This is a genomic window from Thermopolyspora sp. NPDC052614, assembly GCF_040678635.1.
GTDB lineage: Bacteria > Actinomycetota > Actinomycetes > Streptosporangiales > Streptosporangiaceae > Thermopolyspora.
Map to the genome: position 1 here is coordinate 117,881 of NZ_JBFATZ010000006.1, position 20,722 is coordinate 138,602.

16 protein-coding genes are annotated in these 20,722 nt (G+C 71.3%); 9 read left to right on the forward strand and 7 right to left on the reverse strand.

Annotated elements, in window-relative coordinates; all coding sequences use genetic code 11:
• Positions 1 to 20 precede the first annotated feature (20 nt).
• From AB0K60_RS15105 to AB0K60_RS15115, 3 genes are all read right to left on the reverse strand, one after another.
• The gene (locus AB0K60_RS15105) at positions 21 to 527 is read right to left on the reverse strand and encodes an FHA domain-containing protein (RefSeq protein ID WP_364053836.1); all 507 of its coding nucleotides are present in this window, start codon (positions 525 to 527) and stop codon (positions 21 to 23) included.
• Positions 528 to 1,206: 679 nt separating this feature from the next.
• A complete protein-coding gene (locus tag AB0K60_RS15110) occupies positions 1,207 to 3,714 on the reverse strand; it encodes a mannose-1-phosphate guanyltransferase (protein WP_364053839.1) in 2,508 nt (835 codons plus the stop codon).
• Between the two features lie 3 nt (positions 3,715 to 3,717).
• On the reverse strand, positions 3,718 to 4,347 hold the full coding sequence (locus tag AB0K60_RS15115; protein ID WP_364053842.1) for a CDP-alcohol phosphatidyltransferase family protein: 630 nt from the start codon (positions 4,345 to 4,347) through the stop codon (positions 3,718 to 3,720).
• 370 nt (positions 4,348 to 4,717) lie between these two features.
• On the opposite strand from AB0K60_RS15115, the gene AB0K60_RS15120 reads away from it, so the two are divergent.
• The gene (locus AB0K60_RS15120; protein WP_364053845.1) at positions 4,718 to 5,320 is read left to right on the forward strand and encodes a methyltransferase domain-containing protein; all 603 of its coding nucleotides are present in this window, start codon (positions 4,718 to 4,720) and stop codon (positions 5,318 to 5,320) included.
• Between the two features lie 25 nt (positions 5,321 to 5,345).
• Here the strand turns inward: AB0K60_RS15120 and AB0K60_RS15125 are convergent, their stop codons facing one another.
• Positions 5,346 to 6,029 (reverse strand): gamma-glutamyl-gamma-aminobutyrate hydrolase family protein, encoded by a 684-nt coding sequence (locus AB0K60_RS15125; protein WP_364053848.1) that lies wholly within the window; start codon positions 6,027 to 6,029, stop codon positions 5,346 to 5,348.
• A 720-nt stretch (positions 6,030 to 6,749) separates the two neighbouring features.
• Between AB0K60_RS15125 and AB0K60_RS15130 the strand changes: the two genes are divergently transcribed.
• The 3 genes from AB0K60_RS15130 (at position 6,750) to thyX (ending at position 9,173) form a co-directional block, all read left to right on the forward strand.
• Positions 6,750 to 7,865: a globin domain-containing protein gene (locus AB0K60_RS15130; protein WP_364053851.1), complete on the forward strand. Its 1,116-nt coding sequence runs from the start codon at positions 6,750 to 6,752 to the stop codon at positions 7,863 to 7,865.
• Positions 7,866 to 8,052: 187 nt separating this feature from the next.
• Positions 8,053 to 8,373: a hypothetical protein gene (locus AB0K60_RS15135; RefSeq protein ID WP_364053854.1), complete on the forward strand. Its 321-nt coding sequence runs from the start codon at positions 8,053 to 8,055 to the stop codon at positions 8,371 to 8,373.
• Positions 8,374 to 8,450: 77 nt separating this feature from the next.
• Entirely contained in the window at positions 8,451 to 9,173 is a 723-nt protein-coding gene (gene thyX / locus AB0K60_RS15140) for an FAD-dependent thymidylate synthase (RefSeq protein WP_364053857.1), read from the forward strand.
• 139 nt (positions 9,174 to 9,312) lie between these two features.
• Here the strand turns inward: thyX and AB0K60_RS15145 are convergent, their stop codons facing one another.
• The gene (locus AB0K60_RS15145) at positions 9,313 to 10,473 is read right to left on the reverse strand and encodes an amidohydrolase family protein (RefSeq protein ID WP_364053860.1); all 1,161 of its coding nucleotides are present in this window, start codon (positions 10,471 to 10,473) and stop codon (positions 9,313 to 9,315) included.
• Between the two features lie 562 nt (positions 10,474 to 11,035).
• Positions 11,036 to 13,204, reverse strand: coding sequence for an anthranilate synthase component I (locus tag AB0K60_RS15150; protein WP_364053863.1), 2,169 nt, complete (start codon positions 13,202 to 13,204; stop codon positions 11,036 to 11,038).
• A gap of 807 nt (positions 13,205 to 14,011) precedes the next feature.
• Between AB0K60_RS15150 and AB0K60_RS15155 the strand changes: the two genes are divergently transcribed.
• The 5 genes from AB0K60_RS15155 (at position 14,012) to AB0K60_RS15175 (ending at position 19,559) form a co-directional block, all read left to right on the forward strand.
• On the forward strand, positions 14,012 to 14,275 hold the full coding sequence (locus AB0K60_RS15155; protein WP_364053866.1) for a DUF3311 domain-containing protein: 264 nt from the start codon (positions 14,012 to 14,014) through the stop codon (positions 14,273 to 14,275).
• Positions 14,268 to 15,908: a monocarboxylate uptake permease MctP gene (gene mctP, locus AB0K60_RS15160; RefSeq protein ID WP_364053869.1), complete on the forward strand. Its 1,641-nt coding sequence runs from the start codon at positions 14,268 to 14,270 to the stop codon at positions 15,906 to 15,908. The genes AB0K60_RS15155 and mctP overlap by 8 nt, the downstream gene beginning before the upstream one ends.
• Positions 15,909 to 16,125: 217 nt before the next feature.
• Positions 16,126 to 16,584 carry a hypothetical protein gene (locus AB0K60_RS15165; RefSeq protein ID WP_364053872.1) on the forward strand — a complete coding sequence of 153 codons (459 nt, stop codon included), beginning with the start codon at positions 16,126 to 16,128 and terminating at the stop codon, positions 16,582 to 16,584.
• 256 nt (positions 16,585 to 16,840) lie between these two features.
• Positions 16,841 to 18,961, forward strand: coding sequence for a hypothetical protein (locus tag AB0K60_RS15170; RefSeq protein WP_364053875.1), 2,121 nt, complete (start codon positions 16,841 to 16,843; stop codon positions 18,959 to 18,961).
• Positions 18,962 to 19,103: 142 nt separating this feature from the next.
• Entirely contained in the window at positions 19,104 to 19,559 is a 456-nt protein-coding gene (locus tag AB0K60_RS15175) for an ATP-binding protein (RefSeq protein WP_364053878.1), read from the forward strand.
• Positions 19,560 to 19,727: 168 nt separating this feature from the next.
• Here AB0K60_RS15175 and AB0K60_RS15180 read toward each other — a convergent pair whose 3' ends face one another.
• Positions 19,728 to 20,705: a Ppx/GppA phosphatase family protein gene (locus AB0K60_RS15180; protein WP_364053881.1), complete on the reverse strand. Its 978-nt coding sequence runs from the start codon at positions 20,703 to 20,705 to the stop codon at positions 19,728 to 19,730.
• Positions 20,706 to 20,722 lie beyond the last annotated feature (17 nt).

Sequence of the window (20,722 nt, forward strand, 5' to 3'; positions counted from 1 at the left end):
GGCCGCTCCGCCCATGTGCCCTATGCCCCTCCCGGGCCGCGGGTGAAGAAGACGAGGCGGAACTTGCCGATCTGCACCTCGTCTCCGCCGGTCAACGGGTGCTCCTCGATGCGCTCCCGGTTCACGTAGGTGCCGTTGAGGCTGCCCACGTCGCGCACGGTGAAGTAGCCGCCACGCCGGTAGAACTCGGCGTGCCTGCGGGAGACGGTCACATCGTCCAGGAAGATGTCGCTCTCCGGGTGGCGGCCCGCGGTGGTGAGGTCGCTGTCGAGCAGGAACCTGCTGCCGGCGTTCGGCCCGCGCATGACGACCAGGAGCGAGGTGCCGGGACGGAGCTCGTCGACCGTCGTCCGATCGGGAAGCGGGGATTGCCCAGCCTCGGCGTCCAACGCTTCGATGCCCGCTATGGAGATCGTGGAGGTGGTGTCGCCGGGGGTCTCACGGGTGAGCGGCGACCCGCATCTCGAACAGAAACGGGCATCCTCGGGGTTGGCATGACCGCACTGCGTGCAGTAGACGCTGGGCATCGATCGGCTCGGCCTCCTACCGCGAAGTCGCGGCTACGGTGCTGTGGACGCGCCTCGCTTCTTCGCTACTCAAGACTTCCTCAGACTGCGAATGCCGCAACTTACGCTGATGAGGCGCAAAGGTCAAGACAGAATGCTGAACGGCTGTTGGTACGGTCCCAAAGGTACCGCCGGGGCGGTCGTAAGGTCCATGCCGCCGCGCCGCCCGGATGATCCTTCCGGCGGGCCGGGCGACGCCGGAGCCCGCACGCCGCCACCGCGCACACGGCCAGGCACACGGCCTGCCACAGGGCCTGGCTCACGACCGGGCGACGTCGGCAGACGGCCGGTCCGGCGCGGCGGGAGATCGGCCGGACGGGCCACCGGGCATCCCGGGGGCGCCGGCCGCCGGGGGGCGCCCCGGCGCTCTCCGCCACTGGCGACGACACGTGGTCCACGACTCCTCGTCCTGAGCTTTACCTCTCGCATTCGATCTTATGACACGCGAGGGCGCGCGCATCACGCCACACCCCCTCCGAAGAGGACGGCGGGCGTCCGAATCCGGACACTCGTGCCAGGTCCGCCGGATCGCCGGCGGTATGCCGGGACCGCCGGGCCCACCCTGTCCGTCCGGCCCGCCCGGTCCGCCCCGCCCATCCGGGTTCGGCGGCTCCCGGCGCGTTTCCCGGCGAGGGAGGCCCTACGAGGACCCGGCGGACTGTTCCACCACGGCCGCCCAGCGTTCCAGCCGGGCCTGGGCCGAGTCGAAGTCGGGGCCCTCGGCCCACAGGTGGGTGACCGCCTCGGCGGGGTCGGGCAGCACCAGCGCCCAGCTCCCGTCCTCCTCCACCACCCGTACGCCGTCGGTGGTGTCGATCCTGCGCCCCTCGGCGGCCTCCACCACCGAGCGCATGACCGCGCCCTTGGCCGCCCAGGGCGTCGGCACGGTGCGTTTGAGCATCTTGGCCTCGGGGATCCGGGCGTCGATCTGGCTGAGCGACAGGCGGGTGCGGGCGACCAGGCCGAGCAGGCGCAGGAACACGGCCAGGCCGTCCACGGTGGGGGCGAACTCCGGGACGATGAAACCGCCCCGGCCGTCCCCCGCGAAGATCATGGAGGGGTCGGAGGAGGCCGCCGTGGTGAGGGCGTCGAGCGCGGTGGAGGTCCACTGCACCTGGACGCCGTGGAAGCGGCAGACCTGCTCGGCCACCCGGGTGGTGGTCACCGGGAGCGCGACCGAGCCGCCCCGCCGCTCGGCGGCCACCAGGTCGAGCACGACGAGCAGCGCCCGCTCCTCGCTGATCAGCTGGCCCATCTCGTCCACGAGCGAGACCCGCTCCCCCACCGGATCGAACCGCACGCCGAACGCGGCCCGCGAGGAGCCGACCAGCTCGGCCAGGCGCTGCAGGTCGCGCCGCCGCTCGGCGATGGTCTCGGTGGGCGAGGCGTCGTCGAGGCGGTTGTTGACGGTGAGCACGTCCACGCCGACCCGGCCGAGCAGGCTCGGCAGCACCAGCGAGGCGGTGCCGCCGGCGCAGTCGACGACGACCTTCATCCCGGCCTCGCGCACCCCGCTCATGTCCACGCACCGCAGCAGCGCGTTCACGTAGGTCTCCACGACGCGCGGCGGGAACCTCAGCTCGGCGATCTCCCCGGGGAACGCGCGGCGGTACTCCTGCCGGGAGAACACCCGCTCCAGCTTGCGCTGGGCGCCCTGGGACAGGTCGGCGCCGTTGGGGTCCATGAACACGATGTCCACGCTCTGCGGGTCGCCGGGGGTGGTGCGCAGCGCGATGCCGCCGCCGACGTTCTCGGCCGCGGTGTGGAAGCGGGCCACCGGCAGCGCGGCGGCCTCCAGGTCGAGCACGTCGATCGCGCCCGCGGTGAGGGCGCTGATCACCGCCCGCTTCAGCGCGCGGGCCGCCCGGGAGGTGTCGCGCGAGGTGACGACCGCGTCGCCCTTCTTCAGGGTGGTGGCGTACGCGCTGGCGAGCCGTACGCAGTGCTCGGGGGTGATCTCGACGTTGACCAGGCCGGAGACGCCGCGCGGGCCGAACAGGTTGCGCTGGCCGCGCGACTCCCAGATGACGCTGGTGTTGACGACCGCGCCGGCCTCGACGGTCTTGAAGGGGTAGATCTTGACGCCGGAGGAGACGTACGCCTCGGCCTCGATGACGCACTCGTCGCCGACGACGGCGCTCTCCTCGATGCGGGCGGAGGTCATCACGTCGGTGTTCTTGCCGATCACGCAGCCGCGCAGGTTGGCGCCCGGGCCGATGTAGACGTTGTCGTGGATGACCGCGCGGTGCACGAACGCGCCGCTCTTGACGACGACGTTGCTGCCGAGCACGGTGTACTCGCGCAGCTCGGCCCCCGCCTCCACCTTCGCGTAGTCCCCGATGTACAGGGGGCCCTTCAGGATGGCCTCGGGGTCGATGGAGGCGCCCTCGGCGGCCCACACGCCCGGCGACAGCTCGAAGGCGTCGAACTCCAGGCGCACCCGGCCGGACAGGGCGTCGGCCTGGGCCTTGAGGTAGCTCTCGTGGGTGCCGACGTCCTCCCAGTAGCCCTCGGCGACGTACCCGTACAGGGGGGCGCCGCGCTCCAGCAGGCGGGGGAAGACGTCGGCGGACCAGTCCACCGGGCGGTCGGTGGCGACCTCGTCCAGGACGCTCGGCTCCATCACGTAGATGCCGGTGTTGACGGTGTCGGAGAACACCTGGCCCCAGGTGGGCTTCTCCAGGAAGCGCTGCACCCGGCCCTTCTCGTCGACGATGATGATGCCGAACTCCAGCGGGTTCGGCACGCGCTTGAGGCCGATCGTGACCAGGGCCCGGTTCTCCCGGTGGAACCGGATCATGTCGGTGAGGTCGATGTCGGTGAGCGCGTCGCCGGAGATGACCAGGAAGCGGTCGTCGCGGAGCTTGTCGGCGGCGTTCTTGACGCTGCCCGCCGTGCCGAGGGGCATCTCCTCGGTGGCGTAGTGCAGCGACATGCCGAGTTCCTCGCCGTCGCCGAAGTAGTTGCGGATCAGCGCCGCCAGGAACTGCACGGTGACGACGGTCTCGGTGAAGCCGTGGCGCTTCAGCAGGCGCAGCACGTGCTCCATGATGGGACGGTTGATCACGGGAAGTAGCGGCTTGGGCTGGTTGGCGGTCATCGGCCGCAGCCGTGTCCCCTCCCCGCCCGCCATGACGACGGCCTTCACGGGTCACCCTCCGGTGGTCTGCACCTCACCGCGCCCACGGCCGCGCTCCCCGTCGCCCGTGTCCGCATACGCTGTGATGAGCCGGCGTACCTGTATCACATACAACACTCCGCCCCACCAATACAGACCTGTTCCCCAGATGGCGAAGGCCCAGCCGAACACGCGGGCCGCCTCGGCGTACCACCCGTCGTGACCGGCCAGGAACAGCAGTGGGAAGGCGTACAACAGAGCGGCCGTGGCCGCCTTGCCGAGGAAGTGCACCGGCAGGGCAGGACCATGTCCATATTTACGCAAAACCGGCGGAATCCATAGCAGGAAAACGTCACGTGCCACGACCGCCACCGCCAGCCACCACGGGATGATCTCCCGCAGGGTGAGCCCGACCAGGGTGGCCAGGATGTACAGGCGGTCGGCGAGCGGGTCGAGCAGGCGGCCGATCCGGCTCACCTGGTTCCAGGCCCGGGCCAGGTGGCCGTCGAGCCAGTCGGAGAAGCCCGCCAGCATCAGCAGCAGCACCGCCCAGCCGTCCGCCTGCGGGCCCAGCACCAGCCACAGGAACACCGGGACGCCGAGCAGGCGGAGCAGGCTCAGCAGGTTCGGGATCGTCCACAAACGGTCTTCCGCGCCATCCACGTTTCGACCCTATAGCGTCCGCTCGCGCACGCCGGGGGGCGGTGCCCGAGCGACGCGGCGGGTCGCCGCGCGATCCGCCGGACGCCGCCCACCGGCCTCGCCGCCCGTCCCGGCCCGCCGGTGACCGGCCGCGTGCCGAGGACGCGCCCGATCTTCAGGTGCGGCCCCGGAACCCTGCGGTAACACGCAGCGGAATTTCGCGCCGACGCGGGAAAGGCCGGTTCGGGAGACGGTAGCGTTGGCCGGGTGCCACCCCTCCTCCCGATGGGCCTCCTGCCCAGGGAGGAATGCCCGTCATCCTCGCGGCGGTCCTGGCAACGGGCCGCAGGCAGGAGGCGGCGTCCCGTCCACCCCCTTACCGTGACAGGCCATGGCAAAGGAATCAGCACTCTTCCTCCGGCAGTTCCTCCGCTCCCCCATCGCCACGGGCGCGATCGCGCCGAGTTCGCGATACCTGGCGGCGGCCGTGACCACCCCGATCCCAGAGCGCGGCGATCCCGTCGTGGTCGAGCTCGGGCCCGGCACCGGGCCGTTCACCGCCGAGATCCAGCGCAGGCTGGGCGGGCGCGGGCGGCACATCGCCATCGAGATCAACCCGCTGCTCGCGCGGCACCTGGCCGAGCGGCATCCGGAGGTCGAGCTCGTGGTGGACGACGCGGTGAAGCTGCCGCGCCTGCTCGCCGACCGCGACGCGCCCGCCGCCGACGTGATCGTCAGCGGCCTGCCGTGGGCGGCGTTCTCGGCCGGGACGCAGATCCGGTTGCTGCGCGCCGTGCTGGGGGCGATGCGGCCGGATGGGGCGTTCACCACCTTCTCCTACGTGCACGCCCAGGCGCTCGGTCCCGCGATCAGTTTCCGGCAGCGGCTGCGCGGCGCGTTCGAGGAGGTCGTGCCGGGCCGTACGATCTGGCGGAACCTGCCGCCGGCGTTCGTCTACCACGCCCGCCGCCCCCGGCCCGTGCCGGAACGCTGACCCGCCCGGTCCGCGATCCCCGCGGCTAGCCCGCCGCCTCGATGAGGGCCTCGAAGAGCGCGAGGTCGCTCGCGCGCTCGGGGTGCCATTGCACGCCCACCGCGAAGCGGTGTCCCTGAAGCTCGATGCCCTCCACGATCTGGTCGTCGGCCCAGGCGACGGCGAGCATGCCGGCGCCGAGGCGGTTGATGGCCTGGCGGTGCGTGAAGGCGATCTCGGTGTGGTCGCCGACCGCCTTGCCGAGCCTGCTCGACACGCTCACCTGAAGGGGGTGCGGGGTGTTCGCGCTGTGCCGGTCGTGCTTGACCACGTCGGGCAGCCAGCGGATCAGGCTGCCGCCCTGCGCGACGTTGAGCACGTGCATGCCGCGGTCGATCGCCAGGATGGGCAGGTCGGCCTGGACGGCGGCGCGGCACAGGGCGAACTCGAAGTAGTCCCGGTGCGGCTGCGGCTCGTCCACCCGCTCGTCCCTCGCCTCGCCGTACGCGCCGGGGTCGATCTCCACACCGCCCGCGAGGATCAGGCCGTCGAGGCCCCGCAGGTAGTCGTCGATCCCCACGGCGCCCAGCGGCGGCAGCACGACGGGCGCGCCACCGGCCTTCTCCACGGCACGCGCGTACGCCGGCGGGGACAGCACGGCCTCGCGGACCCAGGTCCCCCAGCGGGCGGCTTCGAGGTAGGCGGTGACACCGATCAACGGTCGAGGCATGGGATCTCCAGTGGTTCACGCGCGGTACGTCACCCGGCTCACGGCTCCGGCACACGGGCCCGCCGGGTAACGGGACCATCATGGCGCACAACTTTTCCCTGATGTCACTGCTCTGAAGGTTTCTGTTCCTCCCACTTGGTTTGTGACCCTTGCCCGAGATGCGAGGAGCGTCCGCCGCGGCGGCGCCCCTTATCCGTGATGATCGGCCTGACCTAGGGACAAGGATCGATGTCAGGCTCGCGAGAACGCGCGGGATCGCCGCGCGGACGGCGCCGGGAGCCGGCGGCCCGGAAAACGGAACGCTCCAAAGCCGGGTGGCGCCGTCCATGCGCGGAGCCGCGACCGGAGCCGGTGGGCGGAGCCGCGATCGGGGCCTGCGATGGGAGCCGGTGACCGCGATCGTGCGTGCCTCGGGGCGAGCAGGGCGTTAATGCCACTCCAAAATCCGGAAACCGCACGCCAATAACCGGCGAAGGTGAAAGTGAATTATCTTCTCAATCCAATGCGGTGACGGATCATAATTACGGGAATCAAGTTCTCCCCACCCCGGGTAGGATTTCGCACTACATCGCGATGAATAGGTTGTGACGTCCCAGTACCAGTGAAAGACTCATATTCAGGCGACCGGACGTGCCGGTACAGACCGGACCTCCGGCCGCCGAGACCACCGGGAGGCGCACGACAGGATCGGATTTTCCGATCGTTAGGGGTGGTACTTAAATGCCATTGAAGCCACATCTGGTGAAGGAGAGTTTCTCACTCATCGAGCCCGTCGCGGATAAGGCCACGGCCTACTTCTATGGCCGGCTGTTCGCCGAGAATCCGCACCTGCGCGGCATGTTCCCGCCGGCGATGGACGTCCAGCGCGATCGGCTGTTCGGCGCTCTCACCCGCATCGTCCGGAGCCTGGACAGCCCCGAGAGCCTCGCCCCCTACCTGGCACAGCTCGGCCGCGATCATCGCAAATACGGCGTGCTCGCCGAGCACTACACCGCCCTCGGCAACGCGCTGATCGCCACCGTCAGGCGCTTCGCCGCCGAGATGTGGAATCCCGAGGTCGAGGCCGCGTGGGTCGCGGCGTACACGATCGCGGCCAACCAGATGATCGCGGCCGCGGACGCCGAACCCGGCGACGAGCCCGCCTGGTGGCCCGCCGAGGTCATCGGCCACGAGCGGCGCACCTGCGACATCGCCGTGCTCACGCTGCGGCCGGGGCGGCGGTTCGACTACCGGCCCGGCCAGTACGTCAACGTGCAGAGCGCGCGCTGGCCGCGGGTCTGGCGCACCTACTCGATCGCCAACGCGCCCCGGCCGGACAACACGATCCGGCTGCACGTGCGCGCCCTGCCGGGCGGCTGGGTCTCCACCGCGCTGGTGGCCCACACCCGGGTCGGGGACACGGTGACGCTGGGGCCGCCGATGGGCACCATGGTGCCGCCCGAGGGCGACCGCGACATCCTCGCGGTCGCGGGCGGGACCGGGCTCGCGCCGCTGAAGGCCATCGTCGAGCACGTCGTCGCCTCCGGCCGCGCGCCGGGCATCCTGCTGGTGCACGGCGCGCGCACCGACGCCGAGCTGTACGACCTGGCCGATCTGACCGAGATGTCCAGGCGCTGCCCCCGGCTGCGGGTGCTCCCGGCGGTGTCGGCGCAGCCCGGCTATCCGGGCGTGCGGGGATGCCTGCCCGACGTCGTGCCGGGGCTGGGCTGCTGGCGCGAGCACGAGGTGTTCGTGTGCGGGCCGCCGGGCATGGTCGCCCTCACCGTGCGCAGGCTCCGGCAGGCCGGGGTCCCGGAGGCGCGCATCCACCGCGACATCACCGCCGACCGGCCCTAAAGATCCCGATATTGGCGGATTAGAGCCCTAAATCCATCGCGCAAATCGCGTAGTCCCCGGCAGTGAGCGCGGCGACGTGAAACCATGGAGACCGATGCGCGCCGGACCGGAGACCCCCCAAGTGCGCCCCCCGCTCCGGACCCCACCGTGCGCCGCAGCGGAGACTGCGTCGAAGGGCTCTGAATCCATGGCCAAGCCGGTCACGCTGGTCACCTTCGTGCTGCCCAGTACGCTTCGGCACTGGGCCGCCGGGCAGACCGAGGTCAAGGTGTTCGCCGTCGCCGGCGCCGGGGAGGAGGTCCCCACCCTCGGCTCGGCGCTCGACACGCTGCGCCGCGTGCAGCCCGCGCTGGAGCAGCGATTACGCGACGACTACGGCGACATCAGGCGGCACATCAGCATGTTCGTGTGCGGCGAGCACGCCGGGCGGCTCGGCGGCCTCGACTGCGCCCTCCCCCCGGCCGCGGAGATCTACATCCTCCCGGCGCTTCTGTCCCCCGCCCCCTGACCTCCGGCGTCGCCCGCCGTACGGTGGCATTAAAGTTGCGGGAGCGACCGACGGGAGGGCGATCACGGGTGAACGGCGTGGACGAGACCGAGATCAGGTTCCGCAGCGACGTGACGGTGGAACTGGTCAAGCACGCGGCCTCCGACGCCGACGTGTTGTGGGCGGCGCGGGTCTCCACCAAAGGCGAGAGTTCCCTTGAGGAGATCGAGGCCGATCCGGAGCGGTCCCGGGGACTGATCCGGTTCCTCATGCGAGACCGGCACGGCACGCCGTTCGAGCACTCCTCGATGACCTTCTACGTCCGCGCGCCGATCTTCGTGTTCCGGGAGTTCATGCGGCACCGCACCTTCAGCTACAACGAGGAGTCCGGGCGCTATCGCAAGCTGGAGCCGGAGTTCTACGTGCCCGCGCCCGAGCGGCGCCTCGTGCAGATCGGCAAGCCCGGCAAGTACGACTTCGTCGAAGGCACCCCCGAGCAGCACAAACTGGTCGTGGAGGCGACGCGGAACAGTTGCCGCCAGGCCTACGCCGCCTATTTGGAGATGCTGGAGGCCGGTGTCGCCCGCGAGGTGGCCCGCACCGTCCTCCCGGTGGGGCTGTACTCCTCGATGTACGCCACCTGCAACGCCCGCGCCCTGATGAACTTCCTGTCGCTGCGCACCAAGCGCGAGGGTTCGGCGTTCCCGTCCTTCCCGCAGCGGGAGATCGAGATGGTGGCCGAGCAGATGGAGGCCCTGTGGGCGGAGCTGATGCCGCTCACACACGAGGCGTTCGAGGCCGCCGGACGCGTCGCTCCCTGACGCGTCGCGGCGGCGCGGAGGCGGCCGCACGCCGGTGCGGGTACGGCCCTCGCCGGTGGTGCCGTGCGTCCCGTGAGTGTCTGTGTGGCGGATCAAGCCGCCGCCTTTACAGCGTAGATCGCGGCCTACGGGGCGTGGGCTAGAGGCGGTAGAGGCGGCGGGCGTTGCCGGAGCCGATCATGTGGGCGACGCGGGCGGCGTCGGCGGGGCTCCACTCGTCCCGGTCGAGGCGGGCCGCCAGGGCGCGGGCCAGGCCGCGGCGGTGGAACAAGGCGCCGAGATGACACATCTCGGCGACGCCTCGGCAGGCCGAGCCGAAGAGCTGCTTGTGGAACGGGGCGAGTTCGAGCAGCTCGCCGATGATCGCCGCGGATCCGGCGCAGGCGTGCGCGAGGGTGGGGCCGACGTCGACGTAGACGTGCGGCAGGACCGTCGCCAGATGCGCGGCGCGGCGGTGGAACGGGTAGCAGCCGACGAGGATGATGGGCACGCCGGCGGGCCGCACCGCGCGCAGGAAGCCCGTCAGCAGCGCGGGATCGGTGCGGCGGGGGTCGATGTCGGCGTCGCCGTACCCGGTGACGAGCTGGAGCGGGAGGCCGCGGTCGCGGGCCACGTCCACGGCCGTCCACAGCAGGTGGCGCAGGAGCACCGGGTCGGCGAGGCGTGCCTTGGGGTCGGCGAGGCGGCGGCCCGCGGCGGCGATCACCATCGCCCGGGTCGGGCGGTCCGGGTCGAGGTCCAGGCCGTGGTGGCGGACGGCAACCGACTTCAGGCCGACGGCGCGCACCGCCCGGGCGGCCAGCTCGTCGTAGAGCTCCCCGATGTACTCCACGGCCGCCGGGCCCTCCTCGGCGATCTCCTGCTCGACCTCCTCGATGCGCACGATCTCGTCCGCCGCGGCTCCGCCGAGCCGTCCCATCTCGGCGACCGACAACACGTCCGGCCCGGCGTCGGCCGGATCGAGGAGGAACGCCACCACCCCGGCCGCCCGCAGCAGCCGCCGGTTCACCTCCACCGCCCCGAGTTCGGCGCGGGCGGCCAGGTAGACGGCCGGGCTCACATGCGGCTCCAGCCCCAGCACCGGACCGCACCAGCGCCGGATCGCCATCCCCACCGGGGTGTCGAAATGCGTCGTCCCCGGCGGCGCCGGCGCCCCGGCCTGGCCGATGAGCAGCTCGAACTGCGACCGGACCAGGTCGTCGCGCCGTACCGGGCAACTGTGGTGGTCGAACAGCGGCGCGAGCAACGCCGCGCGGACCGTTTCGGGCAGCCGCTCGGCAAGCACGTCGCCCGCTGTCATCCCCCACCTGGCCCTTCCGCCCGTTCCTCCCGCGCGGCGGTCCCGCGCCAGGTCCACCGCACGCGGGCCGGGGTCGCCAGCGCCCTGCCCGCGGTGCGGCCGGGGGCCCGTCGCCGCCGGCCCGCCCGCGCGGTCGCGCGGACGGGTCTCGGTCGCGCGACCGCGCCCCTGGGAGGAAGACTCTAGGGACGCGGCAGGGACCGGATTCGCGGTTAGACCGGCTCTTTACCGTTGCCGGTCGGAGTCCGGCTCTGGTGGCCGTTCAAAGGCCCGCTGGGAGCCCCGTTCGCGTGCCCGCTCGGGTGCGCGTTCGGAGCCCCGCTCGGACGCCCGCTGGGAGCCCCGCTCGGACGCCCGCTGGGAGCCCCGCTCGGGTGACCATTCGGAGCCCCGCTCGCGTGCCCGCTCGGAGCCCCGCTCGGGTGACCATTCGGAGCCCGGCTCGGGTGGCCGCTTGGGACCGCCCGGCACCGGGCGGGTCGCCGGGAACCGGGCGGTGAGCGGTGAACGCCGCGGAGCACGGCCTCACCTATGAGCGGCCCTTGTGCGGCCTAGGCGCGGTTTATGGGCGGCGCGACAGGCGCAGGACGTTGGCGATGATCTTTGCGCCTGCCGATCCCTCGGTGGTCAGGATCGACTCTGGGTGGAACTGCACGGCGAAGCGGCGGTTGGGCGTGTCCTCGATGGCCATGACCGCGTCGTCGGGGGTGAGGGCGGTGACGTCGAAGCCCTTTACGCCGGGGCGCTTGGCGTGCAGGGAGTGGTAGCGCGCGGCGGTGAACTCCTGCGGCAGGCCCTTCAGCAGTTCGCCGGAGTCGCCCAGTCGGCGTACCCGGCCGCGCTTGCCGTGCTCGGGTGCGGGCAGTAGTTCCAGGGTGCCGCCGGCGTGCTCGACCATCGCCTGCAGGCCCAGGCACACGCCGAAGACCGGCAGCCCCCGGGCGTACACGGCGTCGAGGAGCGTCGAGGTGCCGAAGTCGGACGGCCAGCCGGGGCCGGGCGACAGCACCGCGAGGCCGGGGGCGACCTCGTCGATCATCTCCAGCGGGAAGCCGTGTCGCAGGGTGGTCACCTCCGCGCCCTGCTGGCGGAAGTAGTCGGCCAGGGTGTTGACGAAGGAGTCCTCGTAGTCGACGAGCAGCACCTTCATGCCGGTGCCCGGGCGCTCGGCGGCGGTGACGGCCGGGGCCGCCTCCCGCTCGGTTTCCTGGGCCGCGCGCTCGCGGGCGGCGCGCTCGACGGCGGCGAGGGCGCCGAGCAGGGCGCTCGCCTTCAGCTCGGTCTCGCGCTCCTCGGCGGCCGGGTCGGAGTCGAACAGCAGGGTGGCGCCCGCGCGCACGGTGGCGACGCCGTCGCGGATCTGCGCGGTACGCAGGGTCAGGCCCGTGTTCATCGAGCCGTCGAAGCCGAGCCAGCCGACGGCTCCGCCGTACCAGCGGCGGGTGGTGGGCTCGTGGTCCTCGATGAACTGCATCGCCCAGTTCTTGGGGGCGCCGGTGACGGTGACGGCCCACATGTGGGTGAGGAAGGCGTCCAGGGCGTCGAACTCGGGGCGCAGCCGGCCCTCGATGTGGTCGACGGTGTGGATCAGGCGCGAGTACATCTCGATCTGGCGGCGGCCGATCACCTGGACCGAGCCGGGCACGCAGACGCGGGACTTGTCGTTGCGGTCGACGTCGGTGCACATGGTCAGCTCGGACTCCTCCTTGACCGAGCTGAGCAGGGTGCGGATGGCGTCGGCGTCCTCGACGGGGTTGGCGCCGCGGGCGATCGTGCCGGAGATGGGGCAGGTCTCGACGCGGTCGCCCTGGACCCGCACGTACATCTCGGGGGAGGCGCCGACCAGGTGCTCGCCGTCGCCGAGGTTGAACAGGAACTCGTACGGGGCGGGGTTGCTGGTCCGCAGGCTGCGGTAGAAGGCGGCCGGGTCGGTGCAGGCGGCGTGGAAGACCTGGCCGGGCACGACCTCGAACAGGTCGCCGCGGCGGAACTTCTCCTTGGCCGCCTCGACCACGGCGGCGTACTCCCCCTTTTCCGGATTTTTCGGGATCTCGGCGGGGGCGGGGGGAAGCGGGATGGTCTCGCCGCTGCGCTCCATGCCGTGCGTGGACGTGCCGTCCACGGTGAACTCGTAGCGGTACTCCTTGCTCGTCTCCCGCTTCCGGTCGATCACCATGATCCGGTCGGGCAGGTGCAGCACGAGGTCGCGCTGGTCGGCCGGGCGGGTCAGCGCCTGCCGTACCGGCTCGAACTGGAAGGCCAGGTCGTAGCCGAAGGCGCCGTACAGGCCGAGGTGCCCGGTCGGCCCGGCGAAGGCCGCGATCACCTCGCGGATCGCGGTGAACACCGTCGGGCGGCGGCTGCGCATCTCCTCGGGGAGGATGTCCTCGCTCTCCGGGACGTGCACCTCGACGTGGTCCGCCGTCGGCTCACCGGTGGGCTTTCCGGCCGCGAGCAGGCAGGACGTCACGACCGGGAGCACCACCCGGCCGCGGTCGTTGAGCGCCCGCGCCGCGATGCGCCGCCCGCGCGCGACGATCTCCAGGCAGGGATCGACGTAGGCCAGGTGCCACCGGCTGTAGCGGCCGGGGTACTCCATCCCGGAGGAGAGCACGCCTCCGCGCCGCTCCCCCAGCGTGCTGACGACCTCCTCCAGGACCGTCTCGGGCACGTCGAGGGTCTGCACCTCGACGGCGACTCCGCCCGCGGTGGTATATCCGCTCGTCTCCACTCCGTCACCCCTGCGTCGTCTCGATGATCGCCTGACGCCCGGACGGCGGACACGAAAAAGGCCGCCTCTCCGGGCGGCCGTTCTCACTCGTTGTGAATGCGAAACCTACGCCGCCTAGAAGCGGCGCCACCACTGCTGGTACGGAAAGGTTCGCATGCGCTGAATGGTAGCGATCCCCGACCGCAGCGGCAACACGGACACGCACGCGCCCAGGGCGGGATGCCCGCCGATCGGTTCCTTCGATCGGTTCCCTCCGAGCGGTTCCTCCGGGTCCCGAAGGCACGGTGACCGGAAACGCGGCGAAGGTTGACCGGTCTGTGAACAAGCGGCTACCGATCGCCGACCGACGACGGGGAAGAAAGATCACGCCAGTTCGATCAGGAACCGACGCGACGGGGACCACGATCGACACGGCCTGCGAGGGGTCGTCCGCGGCCATGGCCGGCACACCGGGCCGACCATGGCGGGACGACCCCTTCGCGCGGTCACGAGGCCCCGCCGGGGCCCTCACGCGGGGCGCGGCCCGGCACCGTTCCCGCGAGGTGTGCCGCGCACGGCGCCAGACACGGCCTGCGAGGAGTCGTCCGCCGCGGGCGAGTGCCGTTCGTCGCGGGAAACGCGCCACTCGGCGATTAACAATCGCCGTTCGTCGCGTGTGATCTTAAACTCGGGCTCGAAATTGACCGGCGGCGTCATGTCGATTGACCTGGTGTCGGTTGATTTCGTGCGGCATGTACGGCTCTACTACGGCGGGCGCGGCCGCCATCCGGAGGCCGGGCACCGCCCTCGATCGCGTGAGGAGTCGGTTTGACCACCACCGGAAGCGACAGGCCCGGCGCCACGCCACCGGCGCGGCATCGGGATCGCAGCCCCTGGAACTGGCTGCTGCTGGTGCCGATCGTCGTCCCCCTGATCCCCGCCCTCTACAACGGTGTCGACCCGCGAATCGGCGGATTCCCCCGGTTCTACTGGCTGCAACTCGCGTTCGTCCTGCTCGGCATCGCCGCCACCACGACCGTCTACCTGATGACCCGCAAGCGGCCGGGCGACCGCGGAGGGCCGCATGAGTGAGCACGTCACCGAGATCGTCATATTCACGCTGCTGTTCGCGGTGGTCAGCGGCATGGGCTTCGTCGCCGCGCGGTGGCGCAAGCCACAGGATCTGGCCAGCCTGCACGAGTGGGGGCTCGGCGGGCGCAGATTCGGGTCGTGGATCACCTGGTTCCTCGTGGGGGGTGACCTCTACACCGCCTACACGTTCGTGGCCGTGCCTGCGCTGCTGTTCGGGGCGGGGGCCATGGGGTTCTTCGCCATGCCGTACACGGTCATCACCTATCCGATGGTGTTCCTGTTCCTGATCCGGCTGTGGTCGGTGTCGCACGTGCACGGGTTCGTCACCCCGGCCGACTTCGTCAGGGCCCGGTTCGGCTCGCCCACGCTCGCCCTGCTGGTGGCCGTGACCGGCATCGTCGCCACGATGCCGTACATCGCCCTGCAGCTCGTGGGCATCGAGGCGGTGCTGAAGGCGATGGGCGTCGCGGGCAGCGGCCTGCTCGGCGACCTGCCGCTGGTCATCGCCTTCGCGATCCTGGCGGCGTACACCTATCAGTCCGGCCTGCGGGCACCGGCGCTGATCGCCTTCATCAAGGACACGCTCATCTACGTCGTGATCCTGGTGGCGATTTTCTACATTCCCACGCGGCTCGGCGGCTGGGGCTCGATCTTCGACGCCGCCGAGGCGAAGTTCGCCGCCACCCCGGCTCCCGGGGACGGGCTGCTGCTCAACCAGAACAACCAGTTGCAGTACGTCACGCTGGCGTTCGGCTCGGCGATGGCGCTGTTCCTCTACCCGCACAGCGTCACCGGCGTGCTTGCGGCCCGCAACCGCAACGTGATCAAGCGGAACATGTCGGCGCTGCCGGCCTACAGCCTGCTGCTCGGCCTCATCGCCCTGCTGGGATTCATGGCGATCGCGGCCAAGATCACCCCGATCACCATCGACGGCAAGGCCGACGCCAACACGATCATTCCCCGCCTGTTCGACGCGATGTTCCCCGACTGGTTCACCGGCGTGGCGTACGCGGCGGTGGGCATCGGCGCGCTGGTCCCGGCGGCGATCATGTCGATCGCGGCGGCGAACCTGTTCACCCGCAACATTTACCGCGAGTACTTCCGCCCGAACGCCACCGACGCCCAGGAGGCGTCGGTCAGCAAGCTCGTCTCGCTGCTGGTGAAGGTCGGCGCGGTCGCCGTCATCCTCCTCATCGACCCGCAGTTCTCCATCGACCTGCAGCTGATCGGCGGCGTCATCATCCTGCAGACGCTGCCGTCGGTCGCCCTCGGGCTCTACACGCGCTGGTTCCACCGGCACGGCCTCATCGCCGGCTGGATCGCCGGCATGGTCACCGGAATGCTGATGCTCTACAACATCGCCAACCCGGCGACCGGCCAGGCCCACTTCGGCGGCTCCGCCTTCCCCCTCGCCAAACTCGGCCTCGACAGCACGGTGACCATTTACGCCGGGTTCCTGGCCCTCCTGGTCAACGTCGTCGTGGCCGCCCTCGGCACCTTGATCGCCCGCGCCGCCGGGGTCGCCCCCGGCCCCGACCGCACCCGTCCCGACGACTACACCGCCGACGAGGGCGACCCCCGCGTCCACGAACTCGACCTCGCCGGCGGGCCCACCGCCACCTCCGGGTCGTAGAACCATCCCGGTAAGTCCCGGGAAGCCGCGCGCCTCCCCCACCCCTCCGGGCGGCTTCCCGGGCACCGGGCGTCATTTCGGACAGACATACACGGCGTGTCTGCCCGATATCCAGAAAGGATCGGATTCACTCTGATCGGCGGAGTGAAATATTCATCATTTCGGTCCTGTCGACGTTCAACCAGGACGTCTGCATGCGCGGCATCGTGAACTGACGGTGTTCCCGGCGGCCGACAAGGTGCCGTTCGTGGTGTCGATGCTGCTCGGCGCGGTCTTCGGCCTGCTCGCCATCGGCGTCGGCCTGGTGCCGTTCATGGCGTTACTGCTGATCATGGGATGGTCGGCGGCGATCGTGTCCATCTTGTGCGTGCGGCGGTTCGGTGAGAGCGTGTCGGTGATCGGCTGGTGCCTGGTGTTCGTGTTCCAGCCCGTCGTCGGGATCTTCCACCCGGTGTCGGTCCTGCCCGGAGGCGTTGCGGGCCGTCGCCGCCGCGGTGCCCGCGACCCATGTCTTCGAGGGGATGCGCACGTGCTGTCCGGTGGGGCGATGCCGTGGGACGGGCTGACTCCGGCCGTCCTGCTCGACGTGGGCTGTCTGGCGGCGGGGCTGTGGCTGTATAAGGCCACGCTCGGGCACGCGTGCGTCAAGGGCAGGTTCGCGCGCTTCGGCGGGTGATCTCCTGGGCGGTACGACACGGTACGGCGCGGCGGCAAAACAGCGCCCTGACCATTGGTTTTCCGCCGATGCCCCAAAAGGGCTTACCTTCCCCCTTCCTGGGTGGATTAGTATTGGGCGCGTCGCGTTTTTGCGATTCTTCCGCCGTGGGGTAGAGGTGGCCGTCCCATACAATCAACGGTGGGCGGGTTACCTGCCCACCGACACGACGAGCTTTATCGGACGCTCCGAGAAGCTTTCCGAGATAAACCGGTTTTTGACCGTGTCTCGGCTGGTCACACTGACCGGCGCGCGGGGAATCGGCAAAACGCGACTCGCCCTCCGGACGGCGGCGGGCCTGCGCGGGGATTTCACCCACGGGGCCTGGTTCGTCGGCCTCGCCGGCCTGTCCGATCCGGAACTGCTGCCCATGGTGGTGATGCGCGCCCTGCGGGCGCAGGACCAGACGGCGCGGCCCGCCGTCGAGGCGCTCGCCGACTACCTGGCGGGCAAGCGCCTGCTGCTGGTGCTCGACTCCTGCCAGGATCTCGCCGACGCCTGCGCCGCGCTGCTGGAGGTCCTGCTCCCCGCGGCTCCCGGGCTCACCGTGCTCGCCACGGCCACCGGCGCGCTCGGCGTACCGGGTGAGACGGAGTGCGTGGTTCCTCCCCTCGCCTTGCCCAATACCGCCCTGCCCAATGCCGCCCTGCCCGATCCCACCCTGCCCGATCCCACCCTGCCCGTCCCCGCCCCGCGTAATGGCGCCCAACCCAATGGCGCCCAACCCAATGGCGCCCTGCCCGATGACGACGCGGAGGCGATGTCGCTGCTGCGCGAACGCCTCGACGTGGCCCGCCGCGGCGCCGGGCGCGAGCCGGATCCGCATGATCGGGCCGACCTGCGCGAGCTGTGCCGCCTGGTCGGCGGCGTCCCGCTGGGGATCGAGCTGGTCGCGGCCCGCCTGGCGCACCTGCCCGCGAGCCTGGCGCTCGCCGGTCTTGGCAAGTGGGTCGCGCGGCACGAGGAGGCCCCGGGTGTGATCTCCCACGCCGGGACGCTGCGGGCGGTGCTGGACTGGACGTACGAGCTGTGCGAGCCGGAGGAGCGGCGGCTGTGGCTGGAGCTGTCGGTCTTCGCGCCGGACTTCGACGCGCAGGCCGCGCGGTACGTGTCGCGCCACAGCGGGCGGCCCTCCGGTCCGGACGGCCCGCCGCTCGGCCGCCTGGTCGCCGCCGGGCTGGTGGTCGCGCGCGAGCACGCCGGCGAGATGCGCCACCACGTCCCGGGGGCGCTCGCCGAGTACGGGCGGCACCGGCTGCGCGAGCTGGGCGACGAGTCGCTCGTGCTGGAGGCGCATCGCGACTTCTACCTGCGCCGGGCGCGGGAGGGCGAGGTGGCCTGGGCCGGCGGCGAGCAGGTGCGCTGGCAGCGCAGGCTCGGCCGGGACCTGCCGAACATCCGGGCGGCCCTGGGATACTGCCTGCGCAGGCCCGCCGAGCACGAGGCGGGCCTGCTGATGGCCTGCTCGCTGTGGTACCTATGGCTCGCCGGCGGTCTCGCCCGGGAGGGCCGCCACTTTTTGGACCGGCTGCTGAAGGTGGCGACCGCGCCCTCGGCCACCCGGACGAAGGCGTTGTGGGTGTGCGGGGGCGTCGCGGCGGTGCAGGGTGACCTGGACTGGGCGCGCAGGCGGGCCACCGAGTGCCTGGGCAGGGCGGGCCAGGAGGGCGATCTGGCCGCCGCCGGGTACGGCACGCACGTGCTGGGCGTGGTCTCCCTGCTGTCCGGCGACGACGACACCGCGATCATCCGGATCACCGAGGCGATCGGCCGCCATCGTGCCACCGGCGAGCTCACGCCCGGCCTGCTGCTGGGCCTGTCGCAGCTCGCCGCGGCGTACGACCGGACCGGCGTGGCGGAGCACGCCCGCCACCTGCTCGCCGAGTGCCTGGCCAAGTGCAACGAGGCGGGCGAGCTGTGGGCTCGCGGCTTCGCCGTGCACGTGCGCGGCGTGGCGGCCTTCCGCGCCGGGGACCTGGACGCGGCGTGGGCGCACGCGCGGGACGCGCTGCGCATCAAGCGGCTGTTCGAGGACGTGGCCGGCAGCGCCCTGTGCCTGGAACTGCTGGCGTGGGTGGCGGCGGGGCAGGGCAACGCGGAGCGGGCCGCCCGCCTGATGGGGGCCGCGCAGGAGAATTGGAGCGTTTTCGGGCTGTCGCATTCCGGCTCGCCGTTCGACATCCCGCAGCACGCCGAGTGTGAGCGGATCGCCAGGGACACGCTCGGCGACGCGGCGTACGAGGCGGTGCTGGAGGAGGGCAGGCGGCTCGACCTGATCGACGCGATCGCCTACGCGCTGGGCGAGGACATCTCCCGCCGGGGCCACAGGCCGGGGTGACGCGAGGGCGCTCGGGCGGTCGTCCGCCGCCCGCTCATCGCCCGCCCTCCATGATCTCCCGAATGCACCAAATGCGCCCGATTATCAATGTTTCGCCTCATATTTCGGGGCAGGTGAATCGGTGCGCCTGTGAGGAGGTGTCATGGAGGTGATGATCGCGCTGCGGCTCCCCCGCGACGCCGCGAGCGTACCGGTGATCAGGAGGATGCTGAACGCCGCGCTCGTCGCGATCGGGGTCGAGCCGCGGATTCGCGACGACATACAACTCATGCTCGCCGAGGCATGCTCCAACGTCATCCGGCACGCCGACGACAGCGTCGAGTACGCCATGGAGGCGGAGGTGTCGGAGGACCAGTGCGTGCTCAAGGTGGCCGACGACGGCTGCGGCCTCCCCGACGACGCGCTCTCCCCCGCTTGCGGCCTGGCCGAGGGCGGCCGCGGCATCCAGATCATGCGGGCCCTGGCGGACGGCATGCGGGTGGCCGACCTGCCGCACAAGGGCCTGAGCGTGCGGTTGGAGAAGACCCTGCACTTCGCGCCGGACGCGCCGGGCGAGCGGCTGCACACGGTGTCCGCCAACGGCCGCTCGCCGAGCTGAAAACCGCACCGAATCAACTGAACGGAACTGAACGAACTGAATCACACCAAATCGGAACCGACCCGCCGGAAGCGGATGACCTCATGCGGGGAGATGCGGGCATGCGCGGCGTCGAGAGCGAACCGGCGGGTGCGTCGCGTACGGCGGGAGAGCCCGGCCGAGAGAACGTCACGCGGGCGTCGAGTCGGTCACGGCGGGGACGCCGTTTCTGGCGGGCTGGCCGGGCATCGAGTCCAGGCGGCGCAGGATCACGCCTTCGCGCAGCGCCCACGGGCACAGCTCCACCTCGGGCAGTTCGAACAGGTCCATGGTGGCGTGGGCCACGATCGCCCCGGCGAGGAGCTGCGGGGCCCGCCCCTCCGAGACGCCCGGCAACTGGGCCCGTTCGGCCGCGCTCATCGTGGCCAGCCTCTCGGTCCACTCGCGCAGGTCGTCCTGCCGCAGCACCCGCTTGGCGTACGGCCCCTCGCTGGAGGGCGCGGCCCCGGCGATGCGCGCGAGTTGGCGGAAGGTCTTCGACGTCGCCACCGGATGGTCGGGCCGGCCGTACCGGACGATGTCGCCGACCGCGCGGCCGATCGCGGCACGTACGTACCTGCGCAGGCTCCGCACCTCGTCCGGCGGGGGCGGGTCGGCGGTGAACCGGTCGCGGGTGAGCCGGCCCGCGCCCAGCGGCAGTGAGATCGCGGCGTCCGGGTCCTCGTCGATGCCCGTGGCGAGCTCCAGCGAGCCGCCGCCGATGTCCAGCACGAGCAGCCGCCCCGACGACCAGCCGAACCACCGCCGCACGGCCAGGAACGTCAGCCGCGCCTCGGCCGACCCGGACAGCACGTGGATGTCGAGCCGGGTGTCGGCCTGGATGCGGGACAGCACGTCCAGGCCGTTGGCCGCGTCCCGGACCGCCGAGGTGGCGAAGGCCATCAGGTCCTCCACGCCCTTGTCCTCCGCGATGCGCAGGGCGTCGTCGATGGCGTCGCGCAGTCGCCGCTCCCCCTCCTTGGACAGCAGCGCGCCGTCGGCGAGGTGTTCGGCGAGCCGCAGTTCGACCTTGTGGGAGTAGGCCGGCAGCGGCCTCGCGCCTTGGTGGGCATCCACCACGAGCATGTGGACCGTGTTGGAGCCCACGTCGAGTACGCCAAGTCTCATAGTGCGAAAGCTACTAC

Coding starts and splice junctions, on each gene's coding strand:
- AB0K60_RS15105 (WP_364053836.1), bottom strand. CDS start 527: ATGCCCAGCGTCTACTGCACGCAGTGCGGTCATGCCAACCCCGAGGAT.
- AB0K60_RS15120 (WP_364053845.1), top strand. CDS start 4,718: ATGGCAAAGGAATCAGCACTCTTCCTCCGGCAGTTCCTCCGCTCCCCC.
- AB0K60_RS15125 (WP_364053848.1), bottom strand. CDS start 6,029: ATGCCTCGACCGTTGATCGGTGTCACCGCCTACCTCGAAGCCGCCCGC.
- AB0K60_RS15130 (WP_364053851.1), top strand. CDS start 6,750: ATGCCATTGAAGCCACATCTGGTGAAGGAGAGTTTCTCACTCATCGAG.
- AB0K60_RS15135 (WP_364053854.1), top strand. CDS start 8,053: ATGGCCAAGCCGGTCACGCTGGTCACCTTCGTGCTGCCCAGTACGCTT.
- AB0K60_RS15145 (WP_364053860.1), bottom strand. CDS start 10,473: ATGACAGCGGGCGACGTGCTTGCCGAGCGGCTGCCCGAAACGGTCCGC.
- mctP (WP_364053869.1), top strand. CDS start 14,268: ATGAGTGAGCACGTCACCGAGATCGTCATATTCACGCTGCTGTTCGCG.
- AB0K60_RS15175 (WP_364053878.1), top strand. CDS start 19,104: ATGGAGGTGATGATCGCGCTGCGGCTCCCCCGCGACGCCGCGAGCGTA.
- AB0K60_RS15180 (WP_364053881.1), bottom strand. CDS start 20,705: ATGAGACTTGGCGTACTCGACGTGGGCTCCAACACGGTCCACATGCTC.